Origin of the sequence: Micromonospora sp. Llam0, from assembly GCF_003751085.1 — a bacterium.
Taxonomy (GTDB): domain Bacteria; phylum Actinomycetota; class Actinomycetes; order Mycobacteriales; family Micromonosporaceae; genus Micromonospora_E.
The window spans coordinates 276,942-300,107 of record NZ_RJJY01000001.1 but is presented as its reverse complement, the minus strand read 5'-3'; the positions used below and the strand labels follow the sequence as shown (position 1 = coordinate 300,107).

Sequence of the window (23,166 nt, the reverse complement as noted above, 5' to 3'; positions counted from 1 at the left end):
CCGACTCTACCGGTCAGCCGACTCCACCGGTCAGCCGGCGATGGTCGCCGAGCCGAGCACCACGTCGCCGGCCGGATCGGGCCGGTAGGCGACCATCGCCTGGCCGGCGGCCACCCCCCGGACCGGTCGGTGCAGCTGAGCGTGCATGCCGGCGTCGGTCAGTTCGACCACCGCCGGAGTGGTCGACCCGTGCGCGCGCACCTGCAGCATCGCCTCGACCGGGCCGGTCGGCCGGTCCCCGCCGATCCACACCGGGCGGACCCCGGTCACCGCGTCGACGTCCAACGCCTCGGCCGGGCCGACGGTCACCGTGTTGCTCGTCGGAGTGATCGACAGCACGTAGCGGGGTCGACCGTCCGGCGCGGGCACCCCGATGCCCAGGCCACGCCGCTGGCCGACGGTGAACGCGTACGCCCCGTCGTGGCGGCCGACGACCGCGCCGGTCGTCGCGTCGACCACGTCGCCAGGGGCGTTGCCGAGCCGGTCGGCGAGGAACCCGCGGGTGTCGCCGTCGGCGATGAAGCAGATGTCGTGCGAGTCGGGCTTGTCGGCCACCGCCAGCCCGCGCCGCGCCGCCTCGGCCCGGACCTGCGCCTTGGTGGAGTCGCCGAGCGGGAACATCGCCCGGTCCAGCTGGGCCCGGTTGAGCACGGCGAGCACGTACGACTGGTCCTTGGCCACGTCGACGCTGCGGCGCAGCAGGCCGTCGGGGCCGAGCCGGGCGTGGTGGCCGGTGACCACCGCGTCGAACCCCAACGCCACCGCGCGGTCCAGCACCGCCGCGAACTTGATCTTCTCGTTGCAGCGCAGGCAGGGATTGGGGGTACGCCCGGCGGCGTACTCGGCGACGAAATCGTCCACCACGTCACTGTGGAACTGCTCGGCCATGTCCCAGACGTAGAACGGGATGCCGATCACGTCGGCGGCCCGCCGGGCGTCCCGGGCGTCCTCGACGGTGCAGCAGCCACGGGCCCCGGTGCGGTACGTCTGCGGGTTGCGCGACAGCGCCAGGTGCACACCGGTCACGTCGTGCCCGGCGGCCACCGCCCGGGCGGCCGCCACCGCCGAATCGACCCCGCCGGACATCGCCGCCAGCACTCGCACCGTACCCATCTCCTGCCTGATCGTCGCCCGCACGCTCGAGGGTAGTCCCGCAGCCGTACCGGGTCAGCCGGCGGCGGGCGGCGCCGGCTTCGTGCTGCGGACCGCGCCGGCCCGGCGGGCCCGCTCGACCGCACCGGGCAGGGCCGCCACCAGCGCGTCGACCTCGGCCCGGGTGGAGTCGTGGCCCAGGCTGAACCGCAGCGACGAGCGGGCCCGCTGGTCGTCGTCGGCCATCGCCAGCAGCACATGCGACGGCTGCGCCACCCCGGCCGAACAGGCCGAGCCGGTCGAACAGGCGATGCCCTGGGCGTCGAGCAGCAGCAACAGCGCGTCGCCTTCACAGCCGGGGAACGAAAAGTGCGCGTTGCCGGGGAGCCGGTCGGCCGGGTCCCCGTTGTAGATCACGTCCGGCACCACCTGGCGTACCCGGCCGACCAGGTCGTCGCGGAGCGCACCGACCCGGGCCGCGTGTTCGGCCTGGCGTTTCACCGCCACCTCCACGGCGACCGCGAACGCGGCGATCCCGGCGGTGTCGAGCGTGCCGGAGCGGACGTCGCGTTCCTGGCCACCGCCGTGCAGCAGCGGGGTGCAGGCGACGTCCCGGCCGAGTAGCAGGGCACCCACGCCGGCCGGGCCGCCGAGCTTGTGTCCGCTGACGGTCAACGCGGCCGCGCCGCTGGCGGCGAAGTCGACCGGGACCTGGCCGACCGCCTGGACCGCGTCGGTGTGCAGCGGTACGCCGGTCCGCGCGGCCATCGCCGCGACGGCGGCGACCGGTTGCACGGTGCCGACCTCGTTGTTCGCCCACATGACGGTGACCAGGGCCAGCTCGTCTGCGACGGCGTCCAACTCGGCCTGCACGGTGGCGGCGTCGACCCGACCGGTGGGGCCCACCGGCAGCCAGGTCACCTGGGCCTGCCCGTGCTCGGCGAGCCACTGCACGGCGTCGAGGACGGCGTGGTGCTCGACGGTGCTGGCCAGGATCCGCCGCCGGGCAGGAGCGGCCGCCGAACGTGCCCAGAAGATCCCTTTGACCGCGAGGTTGTCGCTCTCCGTACCGCCCGCGGTGAAGATCACCTCGGACGGCCGGGCGCCGAGGGCGGCGGCGACCCGCTCGCGGGCCTCCTCGACCGTACGCCGGGCTGCTCGTCCGGCGGCGTGCAGTGACGACGCGTTACCGACCCGACGGGCGGTGGCGACGTAGGTCGCCACCGCCTCGTCGAGCATAGGCGTGGTCGCGGCGTGGTCGAGATATGCCATCACCAGCAAGCGTATCCGCCGGGTCGGGTCCGGCGACGAGGCGGCCGGACCCGCGGCTGGTCGACGTCTCGGCGGAGGAGTACGACAACGATCCGACGCACTCCGGGCAGAGCCTGCTGCGCGGCACCCTCTCCGGCTGAGGTCGACGGCGGGTGGCCGGGACCAACTGGTCCCGGCCACCCGCCGTCGACGGATCACGTCACTTGCGCTTGCGGATCTCCTCGGCTGCCTGCGGGACCACCTTGTTCAGGTCACCCACCACGCCGAAGTCGGCGAGTTCGAAGATCGGCGCCTCGCCGTCCTTGTTCACCGCCACGATGGTCTTCGCGGTCTGCATGCCGGCCCGGTGCTGGATCGCACCGGAGATGCCCAGCGCCACGTACAGCTGTGGGGAGACGGTCTTGCCGGTCTGCCCCACCTGGAACTGGTGCGGGTAGAACCCGGAGTCGACCGCGGCCCGGGAGGCACCGACCGCGCCGCCGAGCAGGTCGGCGAGCTCCTCGACCAGTTTGAAGTTGTCGCCGCTGCCGACCCCGCGCCCACCGGAGACGACCACCGACGCTTCGGTGAGCTCCGGCCGGGAGCCGGACTGCTCGGCGACCCGCTCGACCACCTTGGCCAGCTTGTCGGAGTCGGTGACCTGCACCTGCAGCTGCTCCACCTGCGGGGTGGCCGGGGCCGGTTCGGGCGCCACCGAGTTGGGCCGCAGCGTCACCAGCGGCAGGCCCCGGGTGACCCGGGAGGTGACGATGGTGGAGCCGGCGAACGCGACCTGAGTCGCGGTGCCGTCGGCGGCCAGGTCGACCACGTCGGTCAGCAAACCGTTGTCCAGCCGTACGGCGAGCCGCCCGGCGATCTCCTTGCCCTCCTGGGAGGAGGCGAGCAGCACCGCGCCGGGCTGCACCCGGCCGATCAGCTCGGCCAGCACGGTCACCTTCGGGGCGACCAGGTAGCCGTCGATCTCCTCGCTCTCGGCGGCGTACACCTTGCTGGCGCCGTACTCACCGAGCTTGTCGGTCATCGCGGCGGCCGCGCCGGGCCCGCCGAGCACCACTGCGGACACCTCGCCGCCCAGCTTGCGGGCCAGGGTCAGCAGCTCCAGGGTGACCTTCTTGACGCCGAACTCACCGGTGGCCTCGACGACAACGAGAACCTCAGCCATGTCAACCTCCCCGCTCACACGAACTTCTCGGACGCCAGGAACTCGACCAGCCGTACGCCGGCCTCGCCGTCGTCGACGACCTTCTCTCCGGCCGACCGTGGCGGGCGCTTGTGGTGCTCGACGACCTCACTGGTCGCCCCGTCGAAGCCGACCTCGCTGGCGGCGACGCCCAGATCGGCCAGGGACATGCTCTGTACCGGCTTCTTCTTGGCCGCCATGATCCCCTTGAACGAGGGGTAGCGCGGCTCGTTGATGGTGTCCCACACCGAGACCACCGCCGGGGTGGCGGCGCTGACCACCTCGTAGCCCTCTTCGTTCTGCCGTTCGACGGTGAGCGTGCCGCCGTCGACGGTCAGCTTGCGGGCGCCGGTCAGCGCGGCGATGCCGAGCCGCTCGGCAAGCATGTGCGGCATCACCTGCACCCGCCCGTCGGTGGACTCGGCGCCGCAGAGGATCAGATCCGCCCCGAGGGTGCCGAGCGCCGAGGCGAGGACCTTGGAGGTAGCGACCGCGCAGGAGCCGTGCAGGGCGTCGTCGACGACGTGCACCGCCTTGTCCGGCCCCATCGACAGCGCCTTGCGGATCGACTCGGCCGCGCGGTCCGGGCCCATGGTGAGGATGGTCACCTCACCACCGTTGGCCTCCCGCAGCCGCAACGCCTCCTCGATCGCGTACTCGTCCATCTCATTGATCACGTTGTTGGCCGACCCGCGGTCGACGGTGTTGTCGTCACCGCGCAGGGCGCGTTCCGCGCCGGAATCGGGCACCTGCTTGACGAGTACGACGATGTTCATCGCGCTTCGACACCCCTCCTGTAGGTGGTGCTGCTCTACCACTCTCGGCGCAGCCTGCCGCTTTCCTTAACGATCGGTCAACCGAGCATCGCTGTGGAATGCCCCACCCGCTATGTTACCCGCAAGTAGCCAAGGGCCAAACGGCCCCGCCGACAGGCCGGCCGGACCGAACGACTGCCCTGGTCAGCAGGGGGACGGACCGGTCAGGAGGGAGTGGCCAGCGCCTGCCTGATCTTGGAGATCATCGCCGTCTCCGCCGGGTCGACCCCGGACGCGGCCCGCGCCACCCGGTCGACCGCCTCGGTCACCGCCGCCCGGTAGTGCTCCAGGTCGTGCGGGGCCTTCGCGGTGAGTACCGCGACCGACTGCCGCAGCGCCGGTAGCACCAGCTGCTCCACCGCCTCCGGGCTGTCCCGCGCCAACTTGGGCAACTCGCCGCTGGTCAGCACGTCGTTCACCAGACCCGACGTCCCGGCGAACACGTCCGAGGCGGCGAAACTCTCCCGGACCATCGACACCAGCCCCGGGTCCGCGGCCGACACCAGGTAGACGGCGCCGAAAGCGCCGGTCTTCAGCGTGCTGCGCTCATCATCGGTCAGCTCGGCCACAGACGGTGAGTCTAGCCGGCGATAATGATCCACGTGTGGAGTGCGCTGCGCCGGTGGTTCGATCCCCAGGAGCTGCGCCGGGTCGGCACCGCGCCCGACTACCGGTTCTCGCTGGCGAACGAACGGACCTTCCTGGCCTGGATCCGGACCGCCCTGGCGTTGGTCGCCGGCGGCCTGGCCATCGCGCAGTTCCTGCCTGAGCTGTCCGTGGTCCACATGCGGGAAGGGCTGGCGGTGACGCTCCTGCTGCTCGGCGGGACCGTCGCGCTGCGGGCCGTCGACCACTGGGCCCGTACCGAGCGGGCCATGCGGCTGGGCACCGACCTACCGGCGTCCCGGTTTCCGGCGTTCCTCGCGATCTGTGTCGGTGTCGGCGCAACCGCGTTGACCGTCGTCGTACTGGTCGAGGCGGCCAGTGGCTGATCACACCGACCCGCCGGCCGACGAGTCCGGCCCGCCGGCCCGCGACCCCGGACTGCAGCCCGAACGGACCCGGCTGGCCTGGCGGCGGTCGGCGCTGGCCCTCACCCTGGTGGTGGCGCTGACCATGCGGCTGGCCGTTGAGCGGGGTGGAGCAGCCACGCTGCTCGGGCTGTTCGCGGTGGTCGGTTGGGCCGGGCTGATTGGCTACGCCTACCGGCACGCCAGTGGCCCACGACGTCCGGCAGCCGGACAGATCAGTGCGGAGGTGCCCCTGCTGGGGCTGGTCACCGCCGGTTACGCGGTGCTCGGCGCCATCCTGATCCTCAGCTGACTAGGCTCAGCCCGCCGGGCGGGGCATCATTGCGGGATGGCCCGCGTGTTCATCCTGCTCTTCATGCTCCACGTCGTGCTCATGGCGGTGGCGCTGATCAGCTGCCTCTCAGCGGAGAAAGGTGACGTCCGCGCCCTGCCGCGCCTGCTCTGGGTGCCGGTCATCATCGTCATCCCCCTCCTCGGGCCGGCCGCCTGGTTCCTCAGCCGCCGGCCCGGCTTCGGCAGCCCGTCACCGCTCGGCGGCGTCCCCCGACCGACCGGCACCCCGCCACCGCGCAACCGCCCGGCGGCCCCCGACGACGATCCCGAGTTCCTGCGCGCACTCGACGCCGAGAAGTCGAAGCAGGATCGCGAGCTCTTCGAACGGTGGGAGGAGGACCTGCGCCGCCGGGAGGACGACCTGCGCCGCCGAGACGCCGCAGACCCCCGGGAGGACCGCCGGCCCGAGTCAGGTGCCTGACCCGGGCAACCCGAGCGGCACGCCCGTAAGGTCGTCAGGTCAAACCCGACGCTTGAACCGGGCGAGCGCCAGCGGCGCGAACACCGCCGCGATGCCGGCTGCCCAGAGCAGCGAGTAGCCGACCGGGCCGGCGGCGGGCGCGCCGCTGAGCAGGCCACGCAGGCCGTCGGCGAGGATCGTCACCGGGTTGACATCGACCCAGGCCTGCAGCCAGCCTGGCATGGTCTCGGTGGGCACGAAGGCGTTGCTGGTAAAGGTCAGCGGGAAGATCACCATGAAGCCGAAGATCTGCACCTTCTCCGGCTCGCTGACCATCACCCCGACCAGCACCGAGATCCACGACGCGGCCAGTGTGAAGGCCAGGATCAGCGCGAACGCGCCGAGCAGGCCGACCGGACCACCGTCGACCCGGAAGCCGAGGATCATCCCGACACCCAGCAGCAGCACCACCGACCAGGCCTGCTTGACGGTGTCGGCCAGAATCCGCCCGGCCAGCGGCGCCCACCGGGCGATCGGCAGCGACCGCAACCGGTCGAACACCCCTTTGGTGAGGTCGGTGTTCAGCCCGAACCCCGTGGTCATCGTCGCGAAAAGGGCGTTCTGCACGATGATTCCCGGCAACGCGAAGGTCAGGTATTCCCCTGGCGTGCCGGCGATCGCACCGCCGAACACATAGGTGAACAGCAGCAGGAACATCAACGGTTGGATGCTGAGATCGAGCAGTTCCATCGGGTTGTGCTTGATCTGCACCAGGCTCCGCCAGGCCAGGGTGCCGGTATGCCGCAGCCCGGCCACCGGGCTGACCCACTGGTGCCGCCCAGGCAGCTCGGGCGTGGTGACGGTGGTGGCGGTCAACGGATTCCCTCCATGGTGGCGGCGGTCGGCTGTGCTCCCGTACCGGCCGGCCCGGTCGCCGGTGTCGGCCGCTCGCCGGAGCCAACCTCCGAGCCGCCGGAGCCGGCCGCAGACCCGGTGCCGGCCGGCGAGCCGCCGGAGCGCGGATCGGCCCGGTGGCCGGTGAGCGACAGGAAGACCTCATCCAGGCTTGAACTGCGCAACGCCAGCTCACCGACCTTCACCCCGGACTCGTCGAGCCGGCGGACCACCGCCGGCAGCAGGTCTGCATCGGCGGTGCTCACCGTCACCGTGGTCTGGGCCAACGACGGCTCGTTGCCGGACAGCTCCCGCAGCGCGGTCAGCACCGTCGGCAACTGTTTCGGATCGGTCGGGCGCACCGCGAGGACCTGGGCACCGGTCTTGGCCTTCAGCTCCTCCGGCGTACCGCCGGCGATCACCCGACCGTGGTCGACCACGGCCAACTCGTCGGCCAACTGGTCGGCCTCCTCCAGGTACTGGGTGGTGAGCAGCACCGTCACGCCACCGGCGACCAGCCCACGGACCAGCTCCCACAGCTCGTTGCGGCTGCGCGGGTCCAGCCCGGTGGTCGGTTCGTCGAGGAACAGCACCTGTGGCCGTCCCACCAGGCTGGCGGCCAGGTCGAGCCGGCGGCGCATACCGCCCGAATACGTCTTGGCCGCGCGATCGGCGGCGTCGGTGAGCTGGAACTCGGCCAGCAGTTGCCGGGCGCGGGAGCGCGCGTCCCGCCGGGACGCCCCCAGCAACCGACCGATCATGATCAGGTTTTCCATACCGGTCAGCGTCTCGTCGACCGAGGCGTACTGCCCGGTCAGCCCGATCGACCGGCGGACCTGGTGAGCCTGACCGACCACGTCGAAACCCTGCACCCGGGCGTGCCCGGCGTCCGGCCGCAGCAGGGTGGCGAGCACCCGGACCGCGGTGGTCTTGCCGGCACCGTTCGGCCCGAGCAGCCCGAACACGGTGCCGGTGCGGACCGCGAGATCCACCCCGGCCAACGCGGTCGTCGGGCCGAACCGCTTGACCAGGCCCTCGGCCCAGATCGCGTGCGACATCCTCGCTCCTGTCGTTTGTCTGCAGACCCCACAATGAACGACAGGACCGACATTCCGCCAAGCATTTGCCGACCAGATCGGGTCGGCGATCCGTCAGAGCCAGGTTCGACCAGCGCTCAGACCGGAGTTCGACAAGCGGTCAGGCCAGGTTCGACGAGCGCGGATAGGCGTCGTCCGGGTCCGTCAACACATTGACCAGGTACGGCGCCCCGGCGTCGAAGGCCCGGCGCAGTGCCGGACCGATGTCGCCGGCCTTGGTGACCGTCTCCCCCGCGCCGCCCAGCGCCCCGACGATCTCGTCGTAGCGCAGCCCCGGCTGCAGGTCGGCGGCGACGTCGTAGCCGTACATGGCGCGCATCGGGTGTTTCTCCAACCCCCAGATGCCGTTGTTGCCGACCACGATCACCACCGGCAGCTTCTGCCGGGCCAGCGACTCGACGTCCATCAGCGAGAAGCCGGCCGCGCCGTCGCCCATCAGCACGCAGATTTGCCGGTCCGGGTAGGTGAGCCGGGCACCCATCGCGTAACCCATCCCGGTGCCGAGGCAGCCGTACGGGCCAGGGTCGAGCCAACTACCGGGCACCGACGGCTCCAGGTAACGGCCGGCGTACGAGACGAAGTCACCGCCGTCGCCGATGGTCACGGCGTCCGGGTCGAGCACCGCCCGCAGCTCGCCGTAGATCCGCGACGGGCGGATCGGGTCGGAGTCGGCGGCGAGCTCGGCCGCGTCCCGCGCCCTGGCCTGCTCCTCGGCCGCGCGCAGGTCGGCCAGCCAACCGGTGTGGTCGGCCCGGTCGCCGGAGTGGTCGGCGAACGCGGACAGGATCAGCCGCAGGTCACCGGCGGGCGAAACGGCCGGCTGTACGTGGGTCGCCCGCTGACTCGGCGCGTCGACGACGTGCACCACCTGGGCGGTGCCGAAGTCACCGAAGCTGATCCGGAAGTCCAGCGGGGTGCCGACCACCACCACCACGTCGGCCCGGCCGAACGCGACCCGCCGCGCCTTCGCGAAGGCCAACGGGTGGCCCGGCGGCAGCGACCCACGCCCCATGCCGTTGGTGAAGACCGGCACCTGCAGCGCCTCGGCGGCCTCCCGCAACGCCGCGACGGCGTCTCCGGCGTACACGTCGGAGCCGGCGACGATCACCGGACGGTCGGCGGCGGCGATCAGCCGGGCCGCGCGGGCGACCTCGTCCGGGTCGGGCTCGACCACCGGCACCGCGCCGGCGGTCGGCGCGGTCACCTCGGCGGTCGAGAAGATGACCTCCAGCGGCAGGTCGAGGAAGGCCGGGCCGCGGTGCGGGGTGAGCGCGGCGGACAGCGCGGCACCGACCGCGGCCGGTACGTCGTCGGTCGCGGCGACCGTGGCGGCGTGCTTGGTGACCGGGGCGACCAGCGGTACATGGTCGATCTCCTGCAGGCTGCCCGACCCCCAGCGGAACGCCGGTGCCCGGCCGCCGAGCACCAGCACCGGCGCGGCGTTGAAGAAGGCGCTGGTCAGACCGGAAATGCCGTTGGTGACTCCGGGGCCGGCGGTGAGTGCGGCCAGCCCGGGGCGACGCTGCAGTTTCGCTACCGCCTCGGCGGCGAAGACGGCGGTCTGCTCGTGCCGTACGTCGTAGATCGGAAAGTCGGCGGCGTGCGCGGCGTCGTAGATCGGGAAGATGTGGCCGCCGGAAAGGGTGAACAGCTCGCGTACGCCGTACGCCTGCGCGGCGGCCAGCGCCAACGTCCCGCCGTGTCCCTCGATCCGTTCCGCCATCGTCGCTGCCTCCCGTCGCCCGGGCCCGCCCGGCCGGCGCGCCCCCGAGCAGGTTACCGCCCGGTCACTTCGTTCGGCATCCACGTGCGACCGGCACCGCCGGCACCGCGCCGGTTGAGGGTCCGGCGCTTCGGCCGGTCGAGGGCCGGTACCGGCTAGCGACCGGTGAAGTCGGGCTTGCGCTTGGCGACGAACGCCGCCATCCCCTCGGTGCGGTCGTCCGTGGCGAACAGGCTGGCGAACAGTTGACTCTCCCAGGCCAGGCCGGAGGCGAGGTCCATCTCCAGGCCCCCATCGATGGCCAACTTGGCCGCCTTGACGGCTTGGGCCGGTCCGGTGACGAACGGCCGCACCATGTCGAGTGCCGCCGCGTACACCTGGTCGGCCGGGACGACGCGGTCGGCCAGGCCGATCCGCTCGGCCTCGGCGGCGTCGACCATCCGTCCGGACAGGATGATGTCCTTGGCGCGGGCCGGGCCGACCAGCCGGGCCAGCCGCTGGGTGCCGCCGGCACCCGGGATGACCCCCAGTTTGATCTCCGGCTGGCCGAGTTTGGCGTCCTCGGCGACCACCCGCCAGTCGCACGCCAGGGCCAGCTCGCAGCCGCCGCCGAGGGCGTAGCCGGTGATCGCGGCGACCACCGGCTTCGGGATCCGGGCCACCGCGTCGAAGGCGCTGGACAACTGCGCCGCCCGCGCCGCCATGTCCACGTACGACATGTCGGCCATCTCTTTGATGTCGGCGCCGGCGGCGAAGACCTTCTCTCCGCCGTAGACCACGACCGCCCGGACCCGGTCGTCGTCGGCGACGGTACGCGCGGCGTCGCGCAGCTCCTCCTGCACCGCCGCGTTCAGCGCGTTCATCGGCGGCCGGGCCAGCCGAAGCGTGGCTACCCCCTGCTCGACCTCGACCAGCACCAACTCCGGCACGGCGGACCTCCCCATCGACGTCGCGTTCTGGGACAGCCTACGGGGACCGTCGGAGAGTGGGTAACGTGATCCACAACGTGAGGGAGGCAGGCGGATGATCACCTACTACGATGACAAATCCGTACGGATCACCTCCACCGAGATCCGGGTGGACCAGCGACGACATCCACTCACCCAGGTGCACCGGATCTGGCAGCGGCGGGGTGCCCGTTCGTGGAGCGCCCTGGCCAGCCGAGGGATGGTCGGCGTCGCCTTCATGGCCCCGGTGGCGACCGCGATCATCGGGCTGGCCGCCGCGTTGACCATCGACGCCTCGCCGACCGTCACCATCGCGCTGATCGGCGGATCGATCCTGGTCGGGCTGGTCATCGTGCCGATCGCGGACCTGCTGCTCGGGCTGCTCGACGACTCCTACGACCGGGGCGCGCACCTGCTCGAACTCTGGGCCGACGTGCGGGGCACCCCGGTGCTGCTGGTGTCCGACCGGGACGCGCTGCGGGTGGGCCGCATCCACCGCGCGCTACGCCGTGCGGTCGAGGCCGCGCTGGCATCGTAAGCGTCTGCCCCGGCCCGAAGCACTCCAGGCCGAGCCATACCGGGCCGAGCCACACCTGGCCGAGCCGTACCGGTCCGAGCCGCTCCGGCCCGACCGGCGCTGCCCCGGCCCGCGCCGGGTGCCGCCGACCGGCGCGCCAGCGGTGGTGGCCGGCGCGCCGCACAATAGGGAGATGCCACTGCCGCTGCCGTCCCCGGCGAGTCTCATCGCACTGACCAGATCCACCGTCGGGCAGGTCGCCGGTGCGGTGACCGGCGCGGCCGGGCGAGCCACCGGCCAGGCCGGTGAGGTGGCGACCCGGATGGGCCGGCTCACCTCCGAGTACGCCGCTGTGCCGTCGCGCGCGTTCGCCGTACTGGATGAGATCGAGGCTCTGGTGCAACGGGTCGGCACCGTGGTCGACCGGGTCGAGGTGCTGCTCGACCGCAGCGAACGGGTGGTCGCTGAGGCCGAGGAGGCGACCCTACGGGTGGAGACGATCGCCACGGCGGCGACCGACGCCGTGGCGGCCGCGACCCGGGTGGCGGCCGCCGCGCAGACGCTGCTCACCGACGCCGACCGGGTTGCGGTGGGGGCCAGTCGGGTGGTGGGGCGCAGCGAGGAGATCGCCGACCGGTCGGTCGAGCTGATCGGCGAGTACGAGCCGGCGCTGCGCCGGGGTGCCCCGATGGCCCGGCACTTCGTCGAGCAGTTGAGCGAGGACGAGGTGGACGCCGCGGTCCGGCTGGTCGACGAGCTGCCCCGGCTGACTCAGCATCTCAAGGCCGACGTGCTGCCGATCCTGGCCACCCTGGACCGGGTCGGGCCGGACATCCACGACCTGCTGGAGGTGACCCGGGACCTGAAGTTGGCGGTGGCCGGCATCCCGGGGCTGCGGATGCTGCGCCGCCGGGGCGCGGACCGGCTCGGTGAGGACGAGGCCCTGCCGTCGGGTGAGTAAGCGCCAGGACAGCGCTAGGACGCCTGGCGGACGGGCATCTCGGCCAGCCAGACGTCGGCCAGGTCGCCGAGGGGGACGTCGAGGGCCTGGCTGAGCCGGACCACGGTGCCGAACGCCGGTGCCGGAAGCCGGCCCGCTTCGATCTTGCGCAGCGTCTCGGGGGAGATCCCGGCCGCCAGCGCCACCTCGACGAGGCTGCGGCCGGCCCGCGCGACCCGCAGCGCGGCGCCGAGTCGCTGGCCTGCGGCGATCTGTTCGGCGGTGAGTGGTTGGCGAACCATGCCCAGCAGGATAGCCGCCCGGAGCGCCCTCGATCCGGCGTGGTATAAAAATACCGCAGAGGGAGAGGGAGTCTGTCGTGATCGAGCTCAAGTCCGCCCAGGAGATCGACCGGATGGCGGTGACCGGGCAGTTCGTCGGCGAACTGCTCGCCGAACTGAGCGACGTCGCCGCGGTCGGCGTCAACCTGATGGACATCGAACACCACGCCCGGCAGCGGATCGCCGAACGCGGCGCCGAGTCCTGCTACTGGGACTACGCCCCGTCGTTCGGCCGCGGTCCGTTCCGCAACGTGCTGTGCCTGTCGGTCAACGACGCGGTGCTGCACGGCCTCCCGCACGACTACGTGCTGCGCGACGGTGACCTGCTCAGCATCGACATGGCGGTCGGCATCGACGGCTGGGTGGCCGACTCCGCGGTCTCCGTCATCGTCGGCACCCCCGATCCGGCCGATCTGCGGCTGATCGAGGCGACCGAGGTCGCCCTCGCGGCGGCGATCGCCGCCGCCCAGCCCGGCGGCCGGCTCGGCGACGTCTGCGCCGCGATCGGCGACGTCGCCGGTTCGTACGGCTACAGCGTCAACGGCGAGTTCGGCGGTCACGGCATCGGCCGCACCATGCACGAGGACCCGCACGTCGCCAACACCGGCCGCGCCGGCCGTGGGATGCGGCTCGATCCCGGCCTGACCATCGCCATCGAACCCTGGTTCTGTCACTCCACCAACAAGATCAGGTACGACGAGGACGGCTGGACGATCCGCTCCGCCGACGGCTCCCGTACCGCCCACTCCGAACACACGGTCGCCATCACACCGTCCGGGCCCCGGGTCCTGACCGGTCGCCCGACCCCCTGACCGGAGCAACACGGTTTCTAAACGTTCTGTTGAAAACGTTCAGTTGACATCGGTGCGTTGGCGTGATTGAGTCGACACTGTGACCACCGAAGACCTGTTCACCCCGCCCGACGCGGCACAGTCGCGGGCGCACCGCCGGCACGCGGCCCTGCTCAGGATCGCCGGACGACACGCCGACACCACCGCGCGGCGGCACCGCCACCTGCACCCGCAGATGGTCGACCCGTACGAGGCGGTACGGCTGGCACTCAGCCTGGCCAGTGGCGGCGCCAAGGCCGACCCGGACGAACCGGATCTGGACCGCAGCGACCTGATCGCCGCGCTGACCCTGGTCGCGCCGGTCCGCGCCGACCTCGACGCCGTCGAACTGGGCCTGTTGGAGGCCGCCCGAAGCCGGGGACTCACCTGGCAGGCGATCGCCTTCGGGCTCGGCCTGGGCACCGCGCAGGCCGCCCGGCAGCGCTACGACCGACTCACCGGACGCAGCAGTCCGGCCGGCGAAGCCGACTGATCAGTGCGGGTGCCCTGCCCGGTGCCGAGCACTCGGCCGGCACCGGGCAGGGACTCGCTGGCCGGCCGGGTCAGGCGTGGACCAGCCCTGGTCGACGCAGATCCTCGACGTCGACGACCTCCCGGCCCAGCGGCCAGAACGCCGCCGGCACCAACTTGAAGTTGGCGATGCCGAACGGGATGCCGATGATCGTCAGACAGAGCGTGACGCCGGTGACGATGTGGGTGAGCGCCAGCCACCAGCCGGCCAGCACCACCCAGAGGATGTTCGCCAGCCCGGAGCCGATCCCCGCCCCCGGCTTCGCGACCAGCGTCCGGCCGAACGGCCAGAGGGAGTAGTAGGCCAACCGCAGCGACGCCACCCCGAACGGGATCGTGACGATCAGCACGAAGCAGATGAGGGCCGCCACCGCGTACCCGAAACCGAGCACGATACCGCCGCCGAAGATGAGCCAGAGCAGGTTGAGAATGACTCGCATGTCTCGATGATCCCGCATCCGCGCCACCCGGCACCGGCGGTTCCGCGATCAGCGGTCAGCCGTCAGCCGGTCGACCGGCCAGGCAGGCGGTCGGCCAGTTCATCCGGGCGGTCAGCCGGCCAGGGCGTCGATCTCGGCCCGCTGCGGCAACGACACCGAGGCCCCCAACCGGCGTACGCAGGCCGCACCGGCCGCCGACGCCCACCGGACCGCGGACACCAGCTCCCGTCCCTCGCCCCAGGCGACCGCGAGCGCGCCGGTGAACGCGTCACCGGCGGCGGTGGAGTCCACCGTCTCGACCGGGAAGGCCGGCACGTGGTGCACCGTATCGTCGCGGTCGGCGAACCAGGCGCCTTCGGTGCCAAGGGTGAGCACCGCCCGACGGACCACCGTCAACAGCGCCGCCGGGTCCTCCCGCCCGGCGCCGACGATCGCCCGCGCCTCGGCCTCGTTGACCACCAGCAGATCCACCGCGTCGAGCAGCTCGGCCGGCAGTTCACGGGCCGGGGCGGCGTTGAGGATCACCCGGGTGCCCGCCTCGCGGGCCGCCGCCGCGGCGGCCAGCACCGTCTCCAGCGGAATCTCCAACTGCGCCACCAGCACGTCGGCGTCCCGGACCGCCGCCAGCTCCGGCTCGGTGAGCCCACGGAACGCCGCGTTGGCACCCGGGGTGACGACGATCGCGTTCTCACCGGCCGCGTTGACCATCACGACCGCGACGCCGGACGACCCGTACACCACCCGCAGCTGGCTCGTGTCCACCCCGGACCGGGCGATCCGGCCGGTCAGGGTGACGCCGAAGGCGTCCGAGCCGACCGCGCCGAGAAACACGCAGGCGCCACCGGCGCGGGCCGCCGCGATCGCCTGGTTGGCGCCCTTGCCGCCGGGCACCGTGACGAAGTCGGTGCCGAGCAGGGTCTCCCCCGGCGACGGCAGTCTCGGCGCGGTCGCGACCAGGTCCATGTTCGCGCTGCCCACCACCGCGATCCGCGGCGCTGTCACGACGTCCTCCGCTCAGGCGGCCCGGGCGGTGTACCGCTGGCCCGTCCGCTCGACGACCAACGGCACGCCGAACGTCTCCGACAGGTGCTCGCCGGTGACCGTCGCGGCCAGCTCGCCGGCCGCGACGACGGTGCCGCCGCGCAGCAGCAGGGCGTGGGTGAAGCCCGGCGGGATCTCCTCCACGTGGTGGGTGACCAGCATCAACGCCGGGGAATCCGGGTCCTGGGCGAGGACCCCGAGCCGGCCGACCAGCTCCTCACGGGCACCGAGGTCGAGCCCGGCCGCCGGCTCGTCGAGCAGCAGCAGCTCCGGGTCGGTCATCAGCGCCCGGGCGATCTGCACCCGCTTGCGTTCACCTTCGGAGAGGGTCCCGTACTCGCGCTGCGCCAGCCCGGCCACACCGAACTGGCCGAGCAGTTCCTGTGCCCGGCCCACGTCGAGCTCGTCGTAGCGCTCGCGCCACCGGCCGACCACCGACCAGGCGGCGGTCAGCACCACGTCGAGCACCCGCTCGGTGCCGGGAATCCGTTCGGCGAGCGCGGCGGTGGTCAACCCGATCCGGGTCCGCAGCTCCGCCAGGTCGGTGCGCCCCAGCTGCTCGTCGAGGACGCGGACGGTCCCGGTCGTCGGGTGCAGCCGGCCGGCGGCGAGGCTGAGCAGGGTGGTCTTGCCGGCACCGTTCGGGCCGAGCACCACCCACCGCTGGTCGGGCTGCACCCGCAGGGTGATGTCCTGCAACAGGGCCGTGCCGGAGCGGGTCACGCCCACTGAGTCGAGCTCGATCACCAGGTCGTCAGCAACGGTAGGCACCGGACCATCCAATCACGCCGGGGGTGGTGCCGCCCCACCTGGCCGCGCCGGGGTGGCCGGCACCACCCGACGGGCTGCTCAGGTCTGCGGCTGGACCGCCGTGGCAGCACAGCGGTTCCGGCGACGGGGTCAGGCCACGGTGGATCCGAAGACCTCGTCGCGGGCGGCGTCGAGGGCGGTCCGCAGGGCGCCCTGCAGCACCGGCTCCTCGGTCAGCTCGGTGACCACCACCCGGGGGGCGACCAGGGTGATCGCGGCCACTTCGTGCTGCACCCGTTCGGCCAGGGCGCTGCCGCCGGCCTGGCCGACCTCGCCGGTCAGCACGACCAGCGGCGGGTCGAGCACCACGCAGCTGCTGGCGACCCCGAGCGCGAGCCGGCGGGCCAGCTCGTCGAGCAACGGCCCGCCCCGGGTGCCGGCGGCGATCGCGGCCCGCACCGCGTCGCCCGCGCTGGCCGCCCGGAACCCGTGTTCGCGGGCCACCGCGCGGACCGCGTCGGCGCCGGCGATCTGCTGGAAGGCCGGCTTGGCGCGGCGGGAGACGTCGCGCGGGATCGGCGCGCCGGGCACCGGCAGGTAGCCGATCTCACCGGCCGCGCCGGTGCTGCCGTGGTGCAGCCGGCCGCCGAGCATGATCGCCAGGCCGACTCCGACGCCGGCCCAGACCAGCACGAAGTCGGGCACGTCGCGGGCGGCGCCGGCATGCGCCTCGGCGACCGCGGCGAGGTTGACGTCGTTTTCGAACACGACCGTGGTGTCCAGGTCCTCGCGCAGCGCGGCGAGCAGGCCGCGGTGCCAGCGCGGCAGGTTGTACGCGAAGGTGATGTCGCCGTTGGCCGGGTCGACCAGGCCGGGTGTGCCCAGCACCACCCGCCGTACGCTGGCCAGCTGGGTCTCGGCGCTGCTGGCGGCCTGCACCACCGCGTTGTGTACCACGCCGACCGGGTCATCGGTGTCCCTGGTGGACTGCTCGACCCGGCCGATCACCGATCCGGTGATGTCGGCACAGGCGGCCACCACCCGGTCCGGTCCGACGTCGACGCCGACGACGTGCGCGCTGGCCGGCTGTACGGCGTACAGCTGGGCGTTGGGGCCCCGGCCACCGGCCTGTTCGCCGACCCGGGTGACCAGCCCGCGTCCTTCCAGCCGCTCGACCAGCTGCGACGCTGTCACTTTGGACAGTCCGGTCAGCTCGCCGAGCTGTGCCCGGGTGAGTGGTCCGCGGGCGATGAGCAGCTCCAGCGCTGCCCGGTCGTTGAGCGCTCGCAGCAGCCGGGGCGTGCCGGGCAGGCGCGGGGAACCCATGTGGTCGTCCTCTAGCATTTAGGAAAGTTAACTATTATCTTGGCATCCGCAACGGAAGTAGCCGTAGCGTAGTCGCCGGTGACACCCTCGGCGGTCGGACGACCCGGCACTCACCGGCAACGAACAGCGCCTCCCCGGTGCGCCACTCGGACCGCGGAGACGCCACGGAGGGGGAGAACATGCCGAACGACCCGGCGCTGCGGCGACTGGCGCTGCGCACCCTGCTCGCCGCCTACCCCGGCACCACCGTCCCGCAGTGGGCGGTGGACCTGGTCGGCGACGGGCTCGCCGGACACACCCTGTTCGGTGGCAACGTGGACCGACCCGAGCAGTTGCGGGCCGCCACCGACGCGCTGCGGGCCGCCCGGGCCGACGTGCTGGTCGCCATCGACGAGGAGGGCGGCGACGTGACCCGGCTGGCGCACGCCACCGGCAGCCCGTACCCCGGCAACGCGGCGCTCGGCGCGGTCGACGACCCGGCGCTGACCCGGCAGGTCTACCGGGCGATCGGCGACGAGCTCGCCACCTGCGGGGCGAACCTCGACCTGGCACCGACCGTCGACGTGAACACCGCCGACGACAACCCGATCATCGGCACCCGGTCGTTCGGGGCCGACCCGGCGCTGGTCGCCACGCACGCGGCGGCGGCCGTCGCCGGGCTGGCCGACGCCGGGGTCGCCGGCTGCGCCAAGCACTTCCCCGGCCACGGCGCCACGGTCACCGACTCGCACCTCGAACTGCCCACTGTCGACGTACCGATGGCGGTGCTGCGCCGGCGGGACCTGCCGCCGTTCGCCGCCGTGGTCGAAGCCGGCACCCCGGCGATCATGACCGCGCACATCCGGGTCCCGGCGTTGACCGGCGACGCGCCGGCCACCTTCAGCCGGGCCGCGCTGACCGGCCTGCTCCGCGACGAGTACGGCTTCGCCGGGGTGATCGTCACCGACGCGCTGGAGATGCGCGGCGCCACGCTGGCCGCCGGTGGGATCGTCCCGGCGGCGGTCGCCGCCCTGGCCGCCGGTGCCGACCTGCTCTGCATCGGCGCCCGGGTCGACCACGCACTGGTCGAACGGGTCGCGGCGGGCATCGTCGCCGCGATCGGCGACGGGACGCTGCCGGTCGGCCGGGTCGAGCAGGCGGCCGACCGGGTGACCGCGCTGGCCGCCGTGGTCCGGCCGGCGGCGGATGGAACCGCCGGCCCGGCCGATCTGGGGTACGCCGCCGCCCGCCGCGCCGTCCGGGTGGAAGGCACCCTCGACGGGCTGGCCGACGCACTGGTGGTGCAGCTGACCGCCGGCTCGACGATCGCCGAGGGCCGGGTGCCGTGGGGCCTCGGACCGCACCTCGGCCACGCCCGGCAGCTGCGGGTGGCACCGGCCGAGGTGACCGCAGAGCAGGTCGCGGCGGCCGCCGACGGCCGGCCGTTGGTGCTGGTCGGCCGGCACCTGCACCGGGTTCCCGGTGCCGGTGACCTGATCGAACGGCTGGCCGCCCGGCACCCGGTCGCGGTGGTGGAGATGGGCTGGCCGTCGGCCTGGCGCCCGGCCGGGGTGCGTGCCTTCGTCACCACGTACGGTGCGAGTCACGCCAACGGCCGGGCCGCCGCCGAGGCCCTCGGCCTGGCCGCCTGAGTACGCCGTCGGAGCACACCGTCTGGCGGTGCGCTCCGACGGCCGTGGATCAGTAGCGGTAGTGCTCCGGCTTGTACGGGCCGGCCACGTCGACGCCGATGTAGTCCGCCTGGGCCTTGGTGAGCACGGTCAGCTTGGCGCCGAACGCGTCCAGGTGCAGCCGGGCCACCTTCTCGTCAAGGTGCTTGGGCAGCACGTACACCTGCTTGCCGTACTCGCCGATCTTGGCGTACAGCTCGACCTGGGCGATGACCTGGTTCGAGAAGGACGTCGACATCACGAAGCTCGGGTGGCCGGTCGCGTTGCCGAGGTTGAGCAGCCGCCCCTCGGAGAGCACGATCACCGCGTGGCCGTCCGGGAAGCGCCAGACGTCGACCTGCGGCTTGACGTTGATCTTCTCGATCCCGGGCACCTTCGCCAGGCCGGCCATGTCGATCTCGTTGTCAAAGTGCCCGACGTTGCCGACGATCGCGTTGTGCTTCATCCTCGCCATGTGGTCGGCCAGGATGATGTCCTTGTTGCCGGTGGTGGTGATGAAGATGTCGCCGCGGTCGACGACGTCGTCCAGGGTCACCACGTCGAGGCCGTCCATCGCCGCCTGCAGCGCGCAGATCGGGTCGATCTCGGTCACCACGATCCGGGCCCCCTGGCCGCGCAGCGACTCCACAGCACCCTTGCCGACGTCGCCGTAGCCGCAGATCACCGCGAGCTTGCCGGCGATCATCACGTCAGTGCCCCGGTTGATCCCGTCGACCAGCGAGTGGCGGATGCCGTACTTGTTGTCGAACTTGCTCTTGGTGACCGAGTCGTTGACGTTGATCGCCGGGAAGAGCAGGTTGCCCTCGCGGGCCAGCTCGTAGAGGCGGTTCACGCCGGTGGTGGTCTCCTCGGAGACCCCGATGATCGGCTTGGCCATCTCGGTGTACTTGGTCGGGTTCGCGGCCAGCGAGCGGCGCAGGGTCTCCAGGATGATGCCGTACTCGACCGAGTCGGTCTCCGAGGTGGAGGGCACCGCGCCGGCCTCCTCGAACTGCTTGCCGAGGTGGATCAGCAGGGTCACGTCGCCGCCGTCGTCGACGATCGAGTCCGGGCCGCTGCCGTCCGGCCAGGTGAGCATCTGCTCGGTGCACCACCAGTACTCGTCGAGCGTCTCGCCCTTCCATGCGTACACCGCGACACCCTGCGGGTTGTCGACCGTGCCGTTCGGGCCCACGACGACCGCCGCGGCGGCCTGGTCCTGGGTGGAGAAGATGTTGCAGGAGACCCAGCGCACGTCGGCCCCGAGCGCGGTCAACGTCTCGATCAGCACCGCCGTCTGCACGGTCATGTGCAGCGATCCGGCGATCTTGCGGCCCTTGAACGGCTGCTGGGCGGCGTACTCACGGCGCAGTGCCATCAGCCCGGGCATCTCGTGCTCGGCGAGCTCGATCTCCTTGCGACCGAAGGTCGCCAGGGACAGGTCGGCGACCTTGAAGTCGCTGACCGATCCGGCGCTGTCGGCGGTCAGAGTGACGGTCACTAGAACTCCTCGGGTTTCAACGGATGCGTCCGTCCTGCCGGACACGGCACGCACGACACCCGTCCACCATACGGCCAGGGTGGCGCGTTTCCCGACCCGAGGGCTCGGCCGCAGTCAGTCGCGGACGAGGCCGCAGTCAGTCGCGGGCGAAGCCGCGGTCAGTCGCGGGCGAGCGCGAAACCGACCGTCGGACCGGCACCGCCGCCGTAGGCGACCTGGATGAGCAGCGCGGCGACCGGCTCCAGGTAGCGGGCGCTGGACAGCGGGCCGGCGTCGACCGTGTCGAAGCCCAGCTGGGTGCCGAGTTCCTGGACGGTCTTCTTGGCGGCCAGGTCGTCGCTGGCGACCGGCACCGACTGCCGTACGCCGCCGAGCACCGGCCGGGCGTGGTTCGGGGCGAGCACGGTGTTGAACGCCTTCACCACGTTGGCCGCCGGGACCATCGCGGCGACCTGCTCGGCGGCGGAGGTGTCGTGACCGATCCGCAGCGACATGTGGTCCGGGCCGAGCGGATTGGTCACGTCGATCACGGTGCTGCCGGCCAGCGCGTCGGCGACCGGTCCGGTGAGCGTGTCGCCGATCCCGGTGTACGGCACCGCCAGCACTACCAGTTCGGCGTCGGCCGCCTGGGCGGCGTCGCCGGCGGTCACCCCGGTGCCGGCGGTCGCCTCGGCCAGCCGCGGCGAATCCGGGCTGGACGCGGAGATCGTCACCTGGTGACCGACCTCGGTCAGCCGCCGGGCCAGGGCCGAGCCGACGTTGCCGGCGCCAATGATGCCGATGTCCATCATTCTCTCCCTCTCCGACGGGTCGCCACTGTCGATCGGGTACCCGCCCGCCCGGCACGGAAACAGCGGACCGGGTATAGGTAGCAGCGCTATCTAGACCCGTCTTTCGCACATGCGGTTGGGTGGTCGTCGGTCATGGCCAGCGGGGTTGGGTGGGGTCGACGTGGAGTAGTCGCAGGAGTCGGGTTTGTAGAGGCCCGGGTGTGGGGATGGTGGCTGCTTCGTTCGGGGGCGCGGGGATGAGTCGGAGTTCGCCGAGTGCTTGCAGGATGAGCCGTCCGGTGGGCTTTCGTGGGCGGCGGTCGTTGATGTAGAAGCCACGTATCTCGGTGTCGGGGGCGAGGTTGCGGCGGACTTCGCGTTCGATGAGGCAGAAGATGAGCAGGGCCAGGCAGATCACGGTGATCAGGGCGGTGATCCGGCGGTTGTTGCGTAGGAAGATCGGTGCGACGGCGAGGGGGCCTTTGAACTCGCTGTAGCGGCGTTCGACGGTGGGTTGGTCCTTGTAGCGCAGGAACACGTCGGTGGCGTCGATGTCGGCGGGCAGGTTGGTCAGCAGGGCGTACCAGCCGTCGGCGGCGGCTTCGGCGTCGAGGGCTGCCTGGTCGAAGGTCCAGGCGAACGTCGGTTTGCCGGTGTCGTCGGTGGTGATCGTGGTGTGCAGGTGTGCGCTGATGCGGCGGCGGCGGGCGATCGCGGTGGCTTTGGTGGTGACGGCCTCGATGGTGCGGTGGTGGCGGGTGCCGGCGGTACGGGTGAGGGTGTCCAGTTCGGTGCGGGCCTGGGCGAGTCTGAGCGCGCGGGCCTTGGCCTGGGCGGTGGCGTTGGCGGTGGAGTGCACCAGGATCCGCCGTAGGGTGTGTACCGGGTCCTTCTTGCGGGGGCCGGTCAGGTCCATGGTGTCTTCGTCGACCCGGTAGGTGCACCGTTCGGTGTGTGGTCTGCCCTCGTCGCGTTCGGCGACGTAGTCCACGATCGTGGCCCGGGACGGGTCGAGGCCGGCGAACAGCCCGTCGGGGACCCGGGACGCGGCCAGGGGCGCGATGAAGGTGACCTGCTCGGTGGTCATCGCGGTGACGTTGGGGTAGGAGATGAGTTTCGAGTCGCCGACCAGCAGGAAGTTGCGGGGTGTGGCCAGGGCTTGCAGAGCGCGCATGGTGTCGGTGACCTGGGCGATCTCGGCGGCGTTGCCGTCATAGGTCCGGCTGAGGACGGGGACGGCGCCGTCCGCGGTGACGGCGAGGCCGGCCTGGATCTGTTTGAGGTCGGTGCGCCGGTCTTTCGGGTGGCCGTAGGCAGGGGTGGGGTACTCGTCGTCGACGTGGTCGTATGCGCCGTACAGCGAGATCGAGGTCATGTCCCAGTGGCAGCGGGTGACGTCGATGCCGAATGCCGTGATCGCGGTCGCGCCGATTGATCCGACGACCTGGTCGGCCTGATCGGCGAGGGCGTCCAGGGCCCGGCCCAGCCGGTCGTCGTTGAGCAGGTCGGGATCGATGTCGTAGACCTCTTCCACCGCCCACGCGTGGGCCCAGTCGGCCACGGCGACCATCGCCTTCGGACTGGTCAGCCGGTTCGCGATCAGCGCCTCGATGACCTGCCCGTGGCTGATGGAGGCGACCTCCCGTATCGGGCAGGCCCGGTCCACCACACCCGCGATGTCCAACCGGCGGGAGAAGTCCGCGATGACCGGCAGCGACCCCAGCTGCTTCTCCACCCGACCCGTCG

26 protein-coding genes are annotated in these 23,166 nt (G+C 72.1%); 9 read left to right on the top strand and 17 right to left on the bottom strand.

Translation table 11 applies throughout. The features are described 5' to 3' along the window. Positions 1-30: 30 nt before the first annotated feature. Complete coding sequence (gene mnmA, locus EDC02_RS01470; protein WP_123604392.1) at positions 31-1,104, bottom strand: tRNA 2-thiouridine(34) synthase MnmA; 1,074 nt, start codon at positions 1,102-1,104, stop codon at positions 31-33. A 63-nt stretch (positions 1,105-1,167) separates the two neighbouring features. Continuing rightward, positions 1,168-2,364: a cysteine desulfurase family protein gene (locus tag EDC02_RS01465; protein WP_123604391.1), complete on the bottom strand. Its 1,197-nt coding sequence runs from the start codon at positions 2,362-2,364 to the stop codon at positions 1,168-1,170. On the opposite strand from EDC02_RS01465, the gene EDC02_RS41215 reads away from it, so the two are divergent. Beyond that, positions 2,358-2,504, top strand: coding sequence for a hypothetical protein (locus tag EDC02_RS41215; RefSeq protein WP_233605687.1), 147 nt, complete (start codon positions 2,358-2,360; stop codon positions 2,502-2,504). The genes EDC02_RS01465 and EDC02_RS41215 overlap by 7 nt on opposite strands. 59 nt (positions 2,505-2,563) lie before the next feature. Here the strand turns inward: EDC02_RS41215 and EDC02_RS01455 are convergent, their stop codons facing one another. The 3 genes from EDC02_RS01455 to EDC02_RS01445 form a co-directional block, all read right to left on the bottom strand. Next, positions 2,564-3,526, bottom strand: a complete 963-nt coding sequence (locus EDC02_RS01455) for an electron transfer flavoprotein subunit alpha/FixB family protein (RefSeq protein WP_123600380.1) — start codon at positions 3,524-3,526, stop codon at positions 2,564-2,566. Between the two features lie 14 nt (positions 3,527-3,540). Next, a complete protein-coding gene (locus tag EDC02_RS01450; RefSeq protein ID WP_123600379.1) occupies positions 3,541-4,320 on the bottom strand; it encodes an electron transfer flavoprotein subunit beta/FixA family protein in 780 nt (259 codons plus the stop codon). A gap of 203 nt (positions 4,321-4,523) precedes the next feature. Then, positions 4,524-4,928, bottom strand: a complete 405-nt coding sequence (locus tag EDC02_RS01445) for a hypothetical protein (protein ID WP_123600378.1) — start codon at positions 4,926-4,928, stop codon at positions 4,524-4,526. Between the two features lie 33 nt (positions 4,929-4,961). Here EDC02_RS01445 and EDC02_RS01440 point away from each other — a divergent pair, with 33 nt between their 5' ends. Genes EDC02_RS01440 through EDC02_RS01430 form a run of 3 tightly spaced genes read left to right on the top strand, consistent with a single transcriptional unit; the run spans position 4,962 to position 6,144 of the window. Continuing rightward, positions 4,962-5,351, top strand: coding sequence for a YidH family protein (locus tag EDC02_RS01440; RefSeq protein WP_123604390.1), 390 nt, complete (start codon positions 4,962-4,964; stop codon positions 5,349-5,351). Beyond that, positions 5,344-5,682: a DUF202 domain-containing protein gene (locus tag EDC02_RS01435; RefSeq protein ID WP_123600377.1), complete on the top strand. Its 339-nt coding sequence runs from the start codon at positions 5,344-5,346 to the stop codon at positions 5,680-5,682. The genes EDC02_RS01440 and EDC02_RS01435 overlap by 8 nt, the downstream gene beginning before the upstream one ends. Positions 5,683-5,718: 36 nt before the next feature. Next, positions 5,719-6,144, top strand: a complete 426-nt coding sequence (locus EDC02_RS01430; protein WP_123600376.1) for a PLD nuclease N-terminal domain-containing protein — start codon at positions 5,719-5,721, stop codon at positions 6,142-6,144. A 39-nt stretch (positions 6,145-6,183) separates the two neighbouring features. Here EDC02_RS01430 and EDC02_RS01425 read toward each other — a convergent pair whose 3' ends face one another. The 4 genes from EDC02_RS01425 to EDC02_RS01410 form a co-directional block, all read right to left on the bottom strand. Beyond that, the gene (locus EDC02_RS01425) at positions 6,184-6,999 is read right to left on the bottom strand and encodes an ABC transporter permease (protein ID WP_123600375.1); all 816 of its coding nucleotides are present in this window, start codon (positions 6,997-6,999) and stop codon (positions 6,184-6,186) included. Next, positions 6,996-8,075 carry an ATP-binding cassette domain-containing protein gene (locus tag EDC02_RS01420; RefSeq protein ID WP_123600374.1) on the bottom strand — a complete coding sequence of 360 codons (1,080 nt, stop codon included), beginning with the start codon at positions 8,073-8,075 and terminating at the stop codon, positions 6,996-6,998. Before EDC02_RS01420 ends, EDC02_RS01425 begins: the two co-directional genes overlap by 4 nt. Before the next feature lie 139 nt (positions 8,076-8,214). After that, a complete protein-coding gene (locus tag EDC02_RS01415; protein ID WP_123600373.1) occupies positions 8,215-9,837 on the bottom strand; it encodes an acetolactate synthase in 1,623 nt (540 codons plus the stop codon). Positions 9,838-9,992: 155 nt separating this feature from the next. Further along, complete coding sequence (locus tag EDC02_RS01410) at positions 9,993-10,781, bottom strand: enoyl-CoA hydratase-related protein (protein WP_370461409.1); 789 nt, start codon at positions 10,779-10,781, stop codon at positions 9,993-9,995. A 79-nt stretch (positions 10,782-10,860) separates the two neighbouring features. Here EDC02_RS01410 and EDC02_RS01405 point away from each other — a divergent pair, with 79 nt between their 5' ends. Together EDC02_RS01405 and EDC02_RS01400 are read left to right on the top strand one after the other, a co-directional pair. Further along, a complete protein-coding gene (locus EDC02_RS01405) occupies positions 10,861-11,322 on the top strand; it encodes a DUF6232 family protein (RefSeq protein ID WP_123600371.1) in 462 nt (153 codons plus the stop codon). Positions 11,323-11,494: 172 nt separating this feature from the next. Then, the gene (locus EDC02_RS01400) at positions 11,495-12,262 is read left to right on the top strand and encodes a hypothetical protein (RefSeq protein ID WP_123600370.1); all 768 of its coding nucleotides are present in this window, start codon (positions 11,495-11,497) and stop codon (positions 12,260-12,262) included. 14 nt (positions 12,263-12,276) lie between these two features. Here the strand turns inward: EDC02_RS01400 and EDC02_RS01395 are convergent, their stop codons facing one another. Continuing rightward, entirely contained in the window at positions 12,277-12,543 is a 267-nt protein-coding gene (locus EDC02_RS01395; RefSeq protein ID WP_123600369.1) for a helix-turn-helix domain-containing protein, read from the bottom strand. Positions 12,544-12,620: 77 nt separating this feature from the next. Between EDC02_RS01395 and map the strand changes: the two genes are divergently transcribed. Together map and EDC02_RS01385 are read left to right on the top strand one after the other, a co-directional pair. Next, complete coding sequence (gene map, locus EDC02_RS01390) at positions 12,621-13,394, top strand: type I methionyl aminopeptidase (RefSeq protein ID WP_123600368.1); 774 nt, start codon at positions 12,621-12,623, stop codon at positions 13,392-13,394. 79 nt (positions 13,395-13,473) lie between these two features. Then, positions 13,474-13,905: a DNA-binding protein gene (locus tag EDC02_RS01385; RefSeq protein ID WP_123600367.1), complete on the top strand. Its 432-nt coding sequence runs from the start codon at positions 13,474-13,476 to the stop codon at positions 13,903-13,905. Positions 13,906-13,975: 70 nt separating this feature from the next. On the opposite strand, the gene EDC02_RS01380 is transcribed toward EDC02_RS01385, so the two are convergent. From EDC02_RS01380 to EDC02_RS01365, 4 genes are all read right to left on the bottom strand, one after another. Next, the gene (locus tag EDC02_RS01380) at positions 13,976-14,383 is read right to left on the bottom strand and encodes a YccF domain-containing protein (protein ID WP_123600366.1); all 408 of its coding nucleotides are present in this window, start codon (positions 14,381-14,383) and stop codon (positions 13,976-13,978) included. 111 nt (positions 14,384-14,494) lie between these two features. Further along, positions 14,495-15,385 carry a ribokinase gene (locus tag EDC02_RS01375; protein WP_123600365.1) on the bottom strand — a complete coding sequence of 297 codons (891 nt, stop codon included), beginning with the start codon at positions 15,383-15,385 and terminating at the stop codon, positions 14,495-14,497. A gap of 12 nt (positions 15,386-15,397) precedes the next feature. After that, complete coding sequence (locus EDC02_RS01370) at positions 15,398-16,207, bottom strand: ABC transporter ATP-binding protein (RefSeq protein WP_123600364.1); 810 nt, start codon at positions 16,205-16,207, stop codon at positions 15,398-15,400. 117 nt (positions 16,208-16,324) lie between these two features. Then, positions 16,325-17,500 carry an ROK family transcriptional regulator gene (locus tag EDC02_RS01365; protein ID WP_123600363.1) on the bottom strand — a complete coding sequence of 392 codons (1,176 nt, stop codon included), beginning with the start codon at positions 17,498-17,500 and terminating at the stop codon, positions 16,325-16,327. 179 nt (positions 17,501-17,679) lie between these two features. On the opposite strand from EDC02_RS01365, the gene EDC02_RS01360 reads away from it, so the two are divergent. Beyond that, positions 17,680-19,131: a glycoside hydrolase family 3 N-terminal domain-containing protein gene (locus EDC02_RS01360; protein ID WP_123604389.1), complete on the top strand. Its 1,452-nt coding sequence runs from the start codon at positions 17,680-17,682 to the stop codon at positions 19,129-19,131. Between the two features lie 49 nt (positions 19,132-19,180). On the opposite strand, the gene ahcY is transcribed toward EDC02_RS01360, so the two are convergent. The 3 genes from ahcY to EDC02_RS42500 all read right to left on the bottom strand — a co-directional run bounded on the left by ahcY (position 19,181) and on the right by EDC02_RS42500 (position 23,155). Continuing rightward, the gene (ahcY, locus tag EDC02_RS01355) at positions 19,181-20,650 is read right to left on the bottom strand and encodes an adenosylhomocysteinase (RefSeq protein ID WP_199757468.1); all 1,470 of its coding nucleotides are present in this window, start codon (positions 20,648-20,650) and stop codon (positions 19,181-19,183) included. Positions 20,651-20,808: 158 nt separating this feature from the next. Continuing rightward, entirely contained in the window at positions 20,809-21,474 is a 666-nt protein-coding gene (locus EDC02_RS01350; RefSeq protein WP_255500576.1) for an NADPH-dependent F420 reductase, read from the bottom strand. Positions 21,475-21,571: 97 nt separating this feature from the next. Next, positions 21,572-23,155 (bottom strand): IS1634 family transposase, encoded by a 1,584-nt coding sequence (locus tag EDC02_RS42500; RefSeq protein WP_123604387.1) that lies wholly within the window; start codon positions 23,153-23,155, stop codon positions 21,572-21,574. Positions 23,156-23,166: the final 11 nt, after the last annotated feature.

What these genes read in the sequence shown, in the direction of transcription:
- EDC02_RS01420 (WP_123600374.1), bottom strand. Translation starts at nt 8,075, where the DNA reads ATGTCGCACGCGATCTGGGCCGAGGGCCTGGTCAAGCGGTTCGGCCCG.
- EDC02_RS01415 (WP_123600373.1), bottom strand. Translation starts at nt 9,837, where the DNA reads ATGGCGGAACGGATCGAGGGACACGGCGGGACGTTGGCGCTGGCCGCC.
- EDC02_RS01450 (WP_123600379.1), bottom strand. Translation starts at nt 4,320, where the DNA reads ATGAACATCGTCGTACTCGTCAAGCAGGTGCCCGATTCCGGCGCGGAA.
- EDC02_RS01360 (WP_123604389.1), top strand. Translation starts at nt 17,680, where the DNA reads ATGCCGAACGACCCGGCGCTGCGGCGACTGGCGCTGCGCACCCTGCTC.
- EDC02_RS01395 (WP_123600369.1), bottom strand. Translation starts at nt 12,543, where the DNA reads ATGGTTCGCCAACCACTCACCGCCGAACAGATCGCCGCAGGCCAGCGA.
- EDC02_RS01380 (WP_123600366.1), bottom strand. Translation starts at nt 14,383, where the DNA reads ATGCGAGTCATTCTCAACCTGCTCTGGCTCATCTTCGGCGGCGGTATC.
- EDC02_RS01410 (WP_370461409.1), bottom strand. Translation starts at nt 10,781, where the DNA reads ATGGGGAGGTCCGCCGTGCCGGAGTTGGTGCTGGTCGAGGTCGAGCAG.
- EDC02_RS41215 (WP_233605687.1), top strand. Translation starts at nt 2,358, where the DNA reads ATGCCATCACCAGCAAGCGTATCCGCCGGGTCGGGTCCGGCGACGAGG.
- EDC02_RS01400 (WP_123600370.1), top strand. Translation starts at nt 11,495, where the DNA reads ATGCCACTGCCGCTGCCGTCCCCGGCGAGTCTCATCGCACTGACCAGA.
- EDC02_RS01455 (WP_123600380.1), bottom strand. Translation starts at nt 3,526, where the DNA reads ATGGCTGAGGTTCTCGTTGTCGTCGAGGCCACCGGTGAGTTCGGCGTC.
- EDC02_RS01430 (WP_123600376.1), top strand. Translation starts at nt 5,719, where the DNA reads ATGGCCCGCGTGTTCATCCTGCTCTTCATGCTCCACGTCGTGCTCATG.
- EDC02_RS01465 (WP_123604391.1), bottom strand. Translation starts at nt 2,364, where the DNA reads ATGGCATATCTCGACCACGCCGCGACCACGCCTATGCTCGACGAGGCG.
- EDC02_RS01365 (WP_123600363.1), bottom strand. Translation starts at nt 17,500, where the DNA reads ATGGGTTCCCCGCGCCTGCCCGGCACGCCCCGGCTGCTGCGAGCGCTC.
- EDC02_RS01405 (WP_123600371.1), top strand. Translation starts at nt 10,861, where the DNA reads ATGATCACCTACTACGATGACAAATCCGTACGGATCACCTCCACCGAG.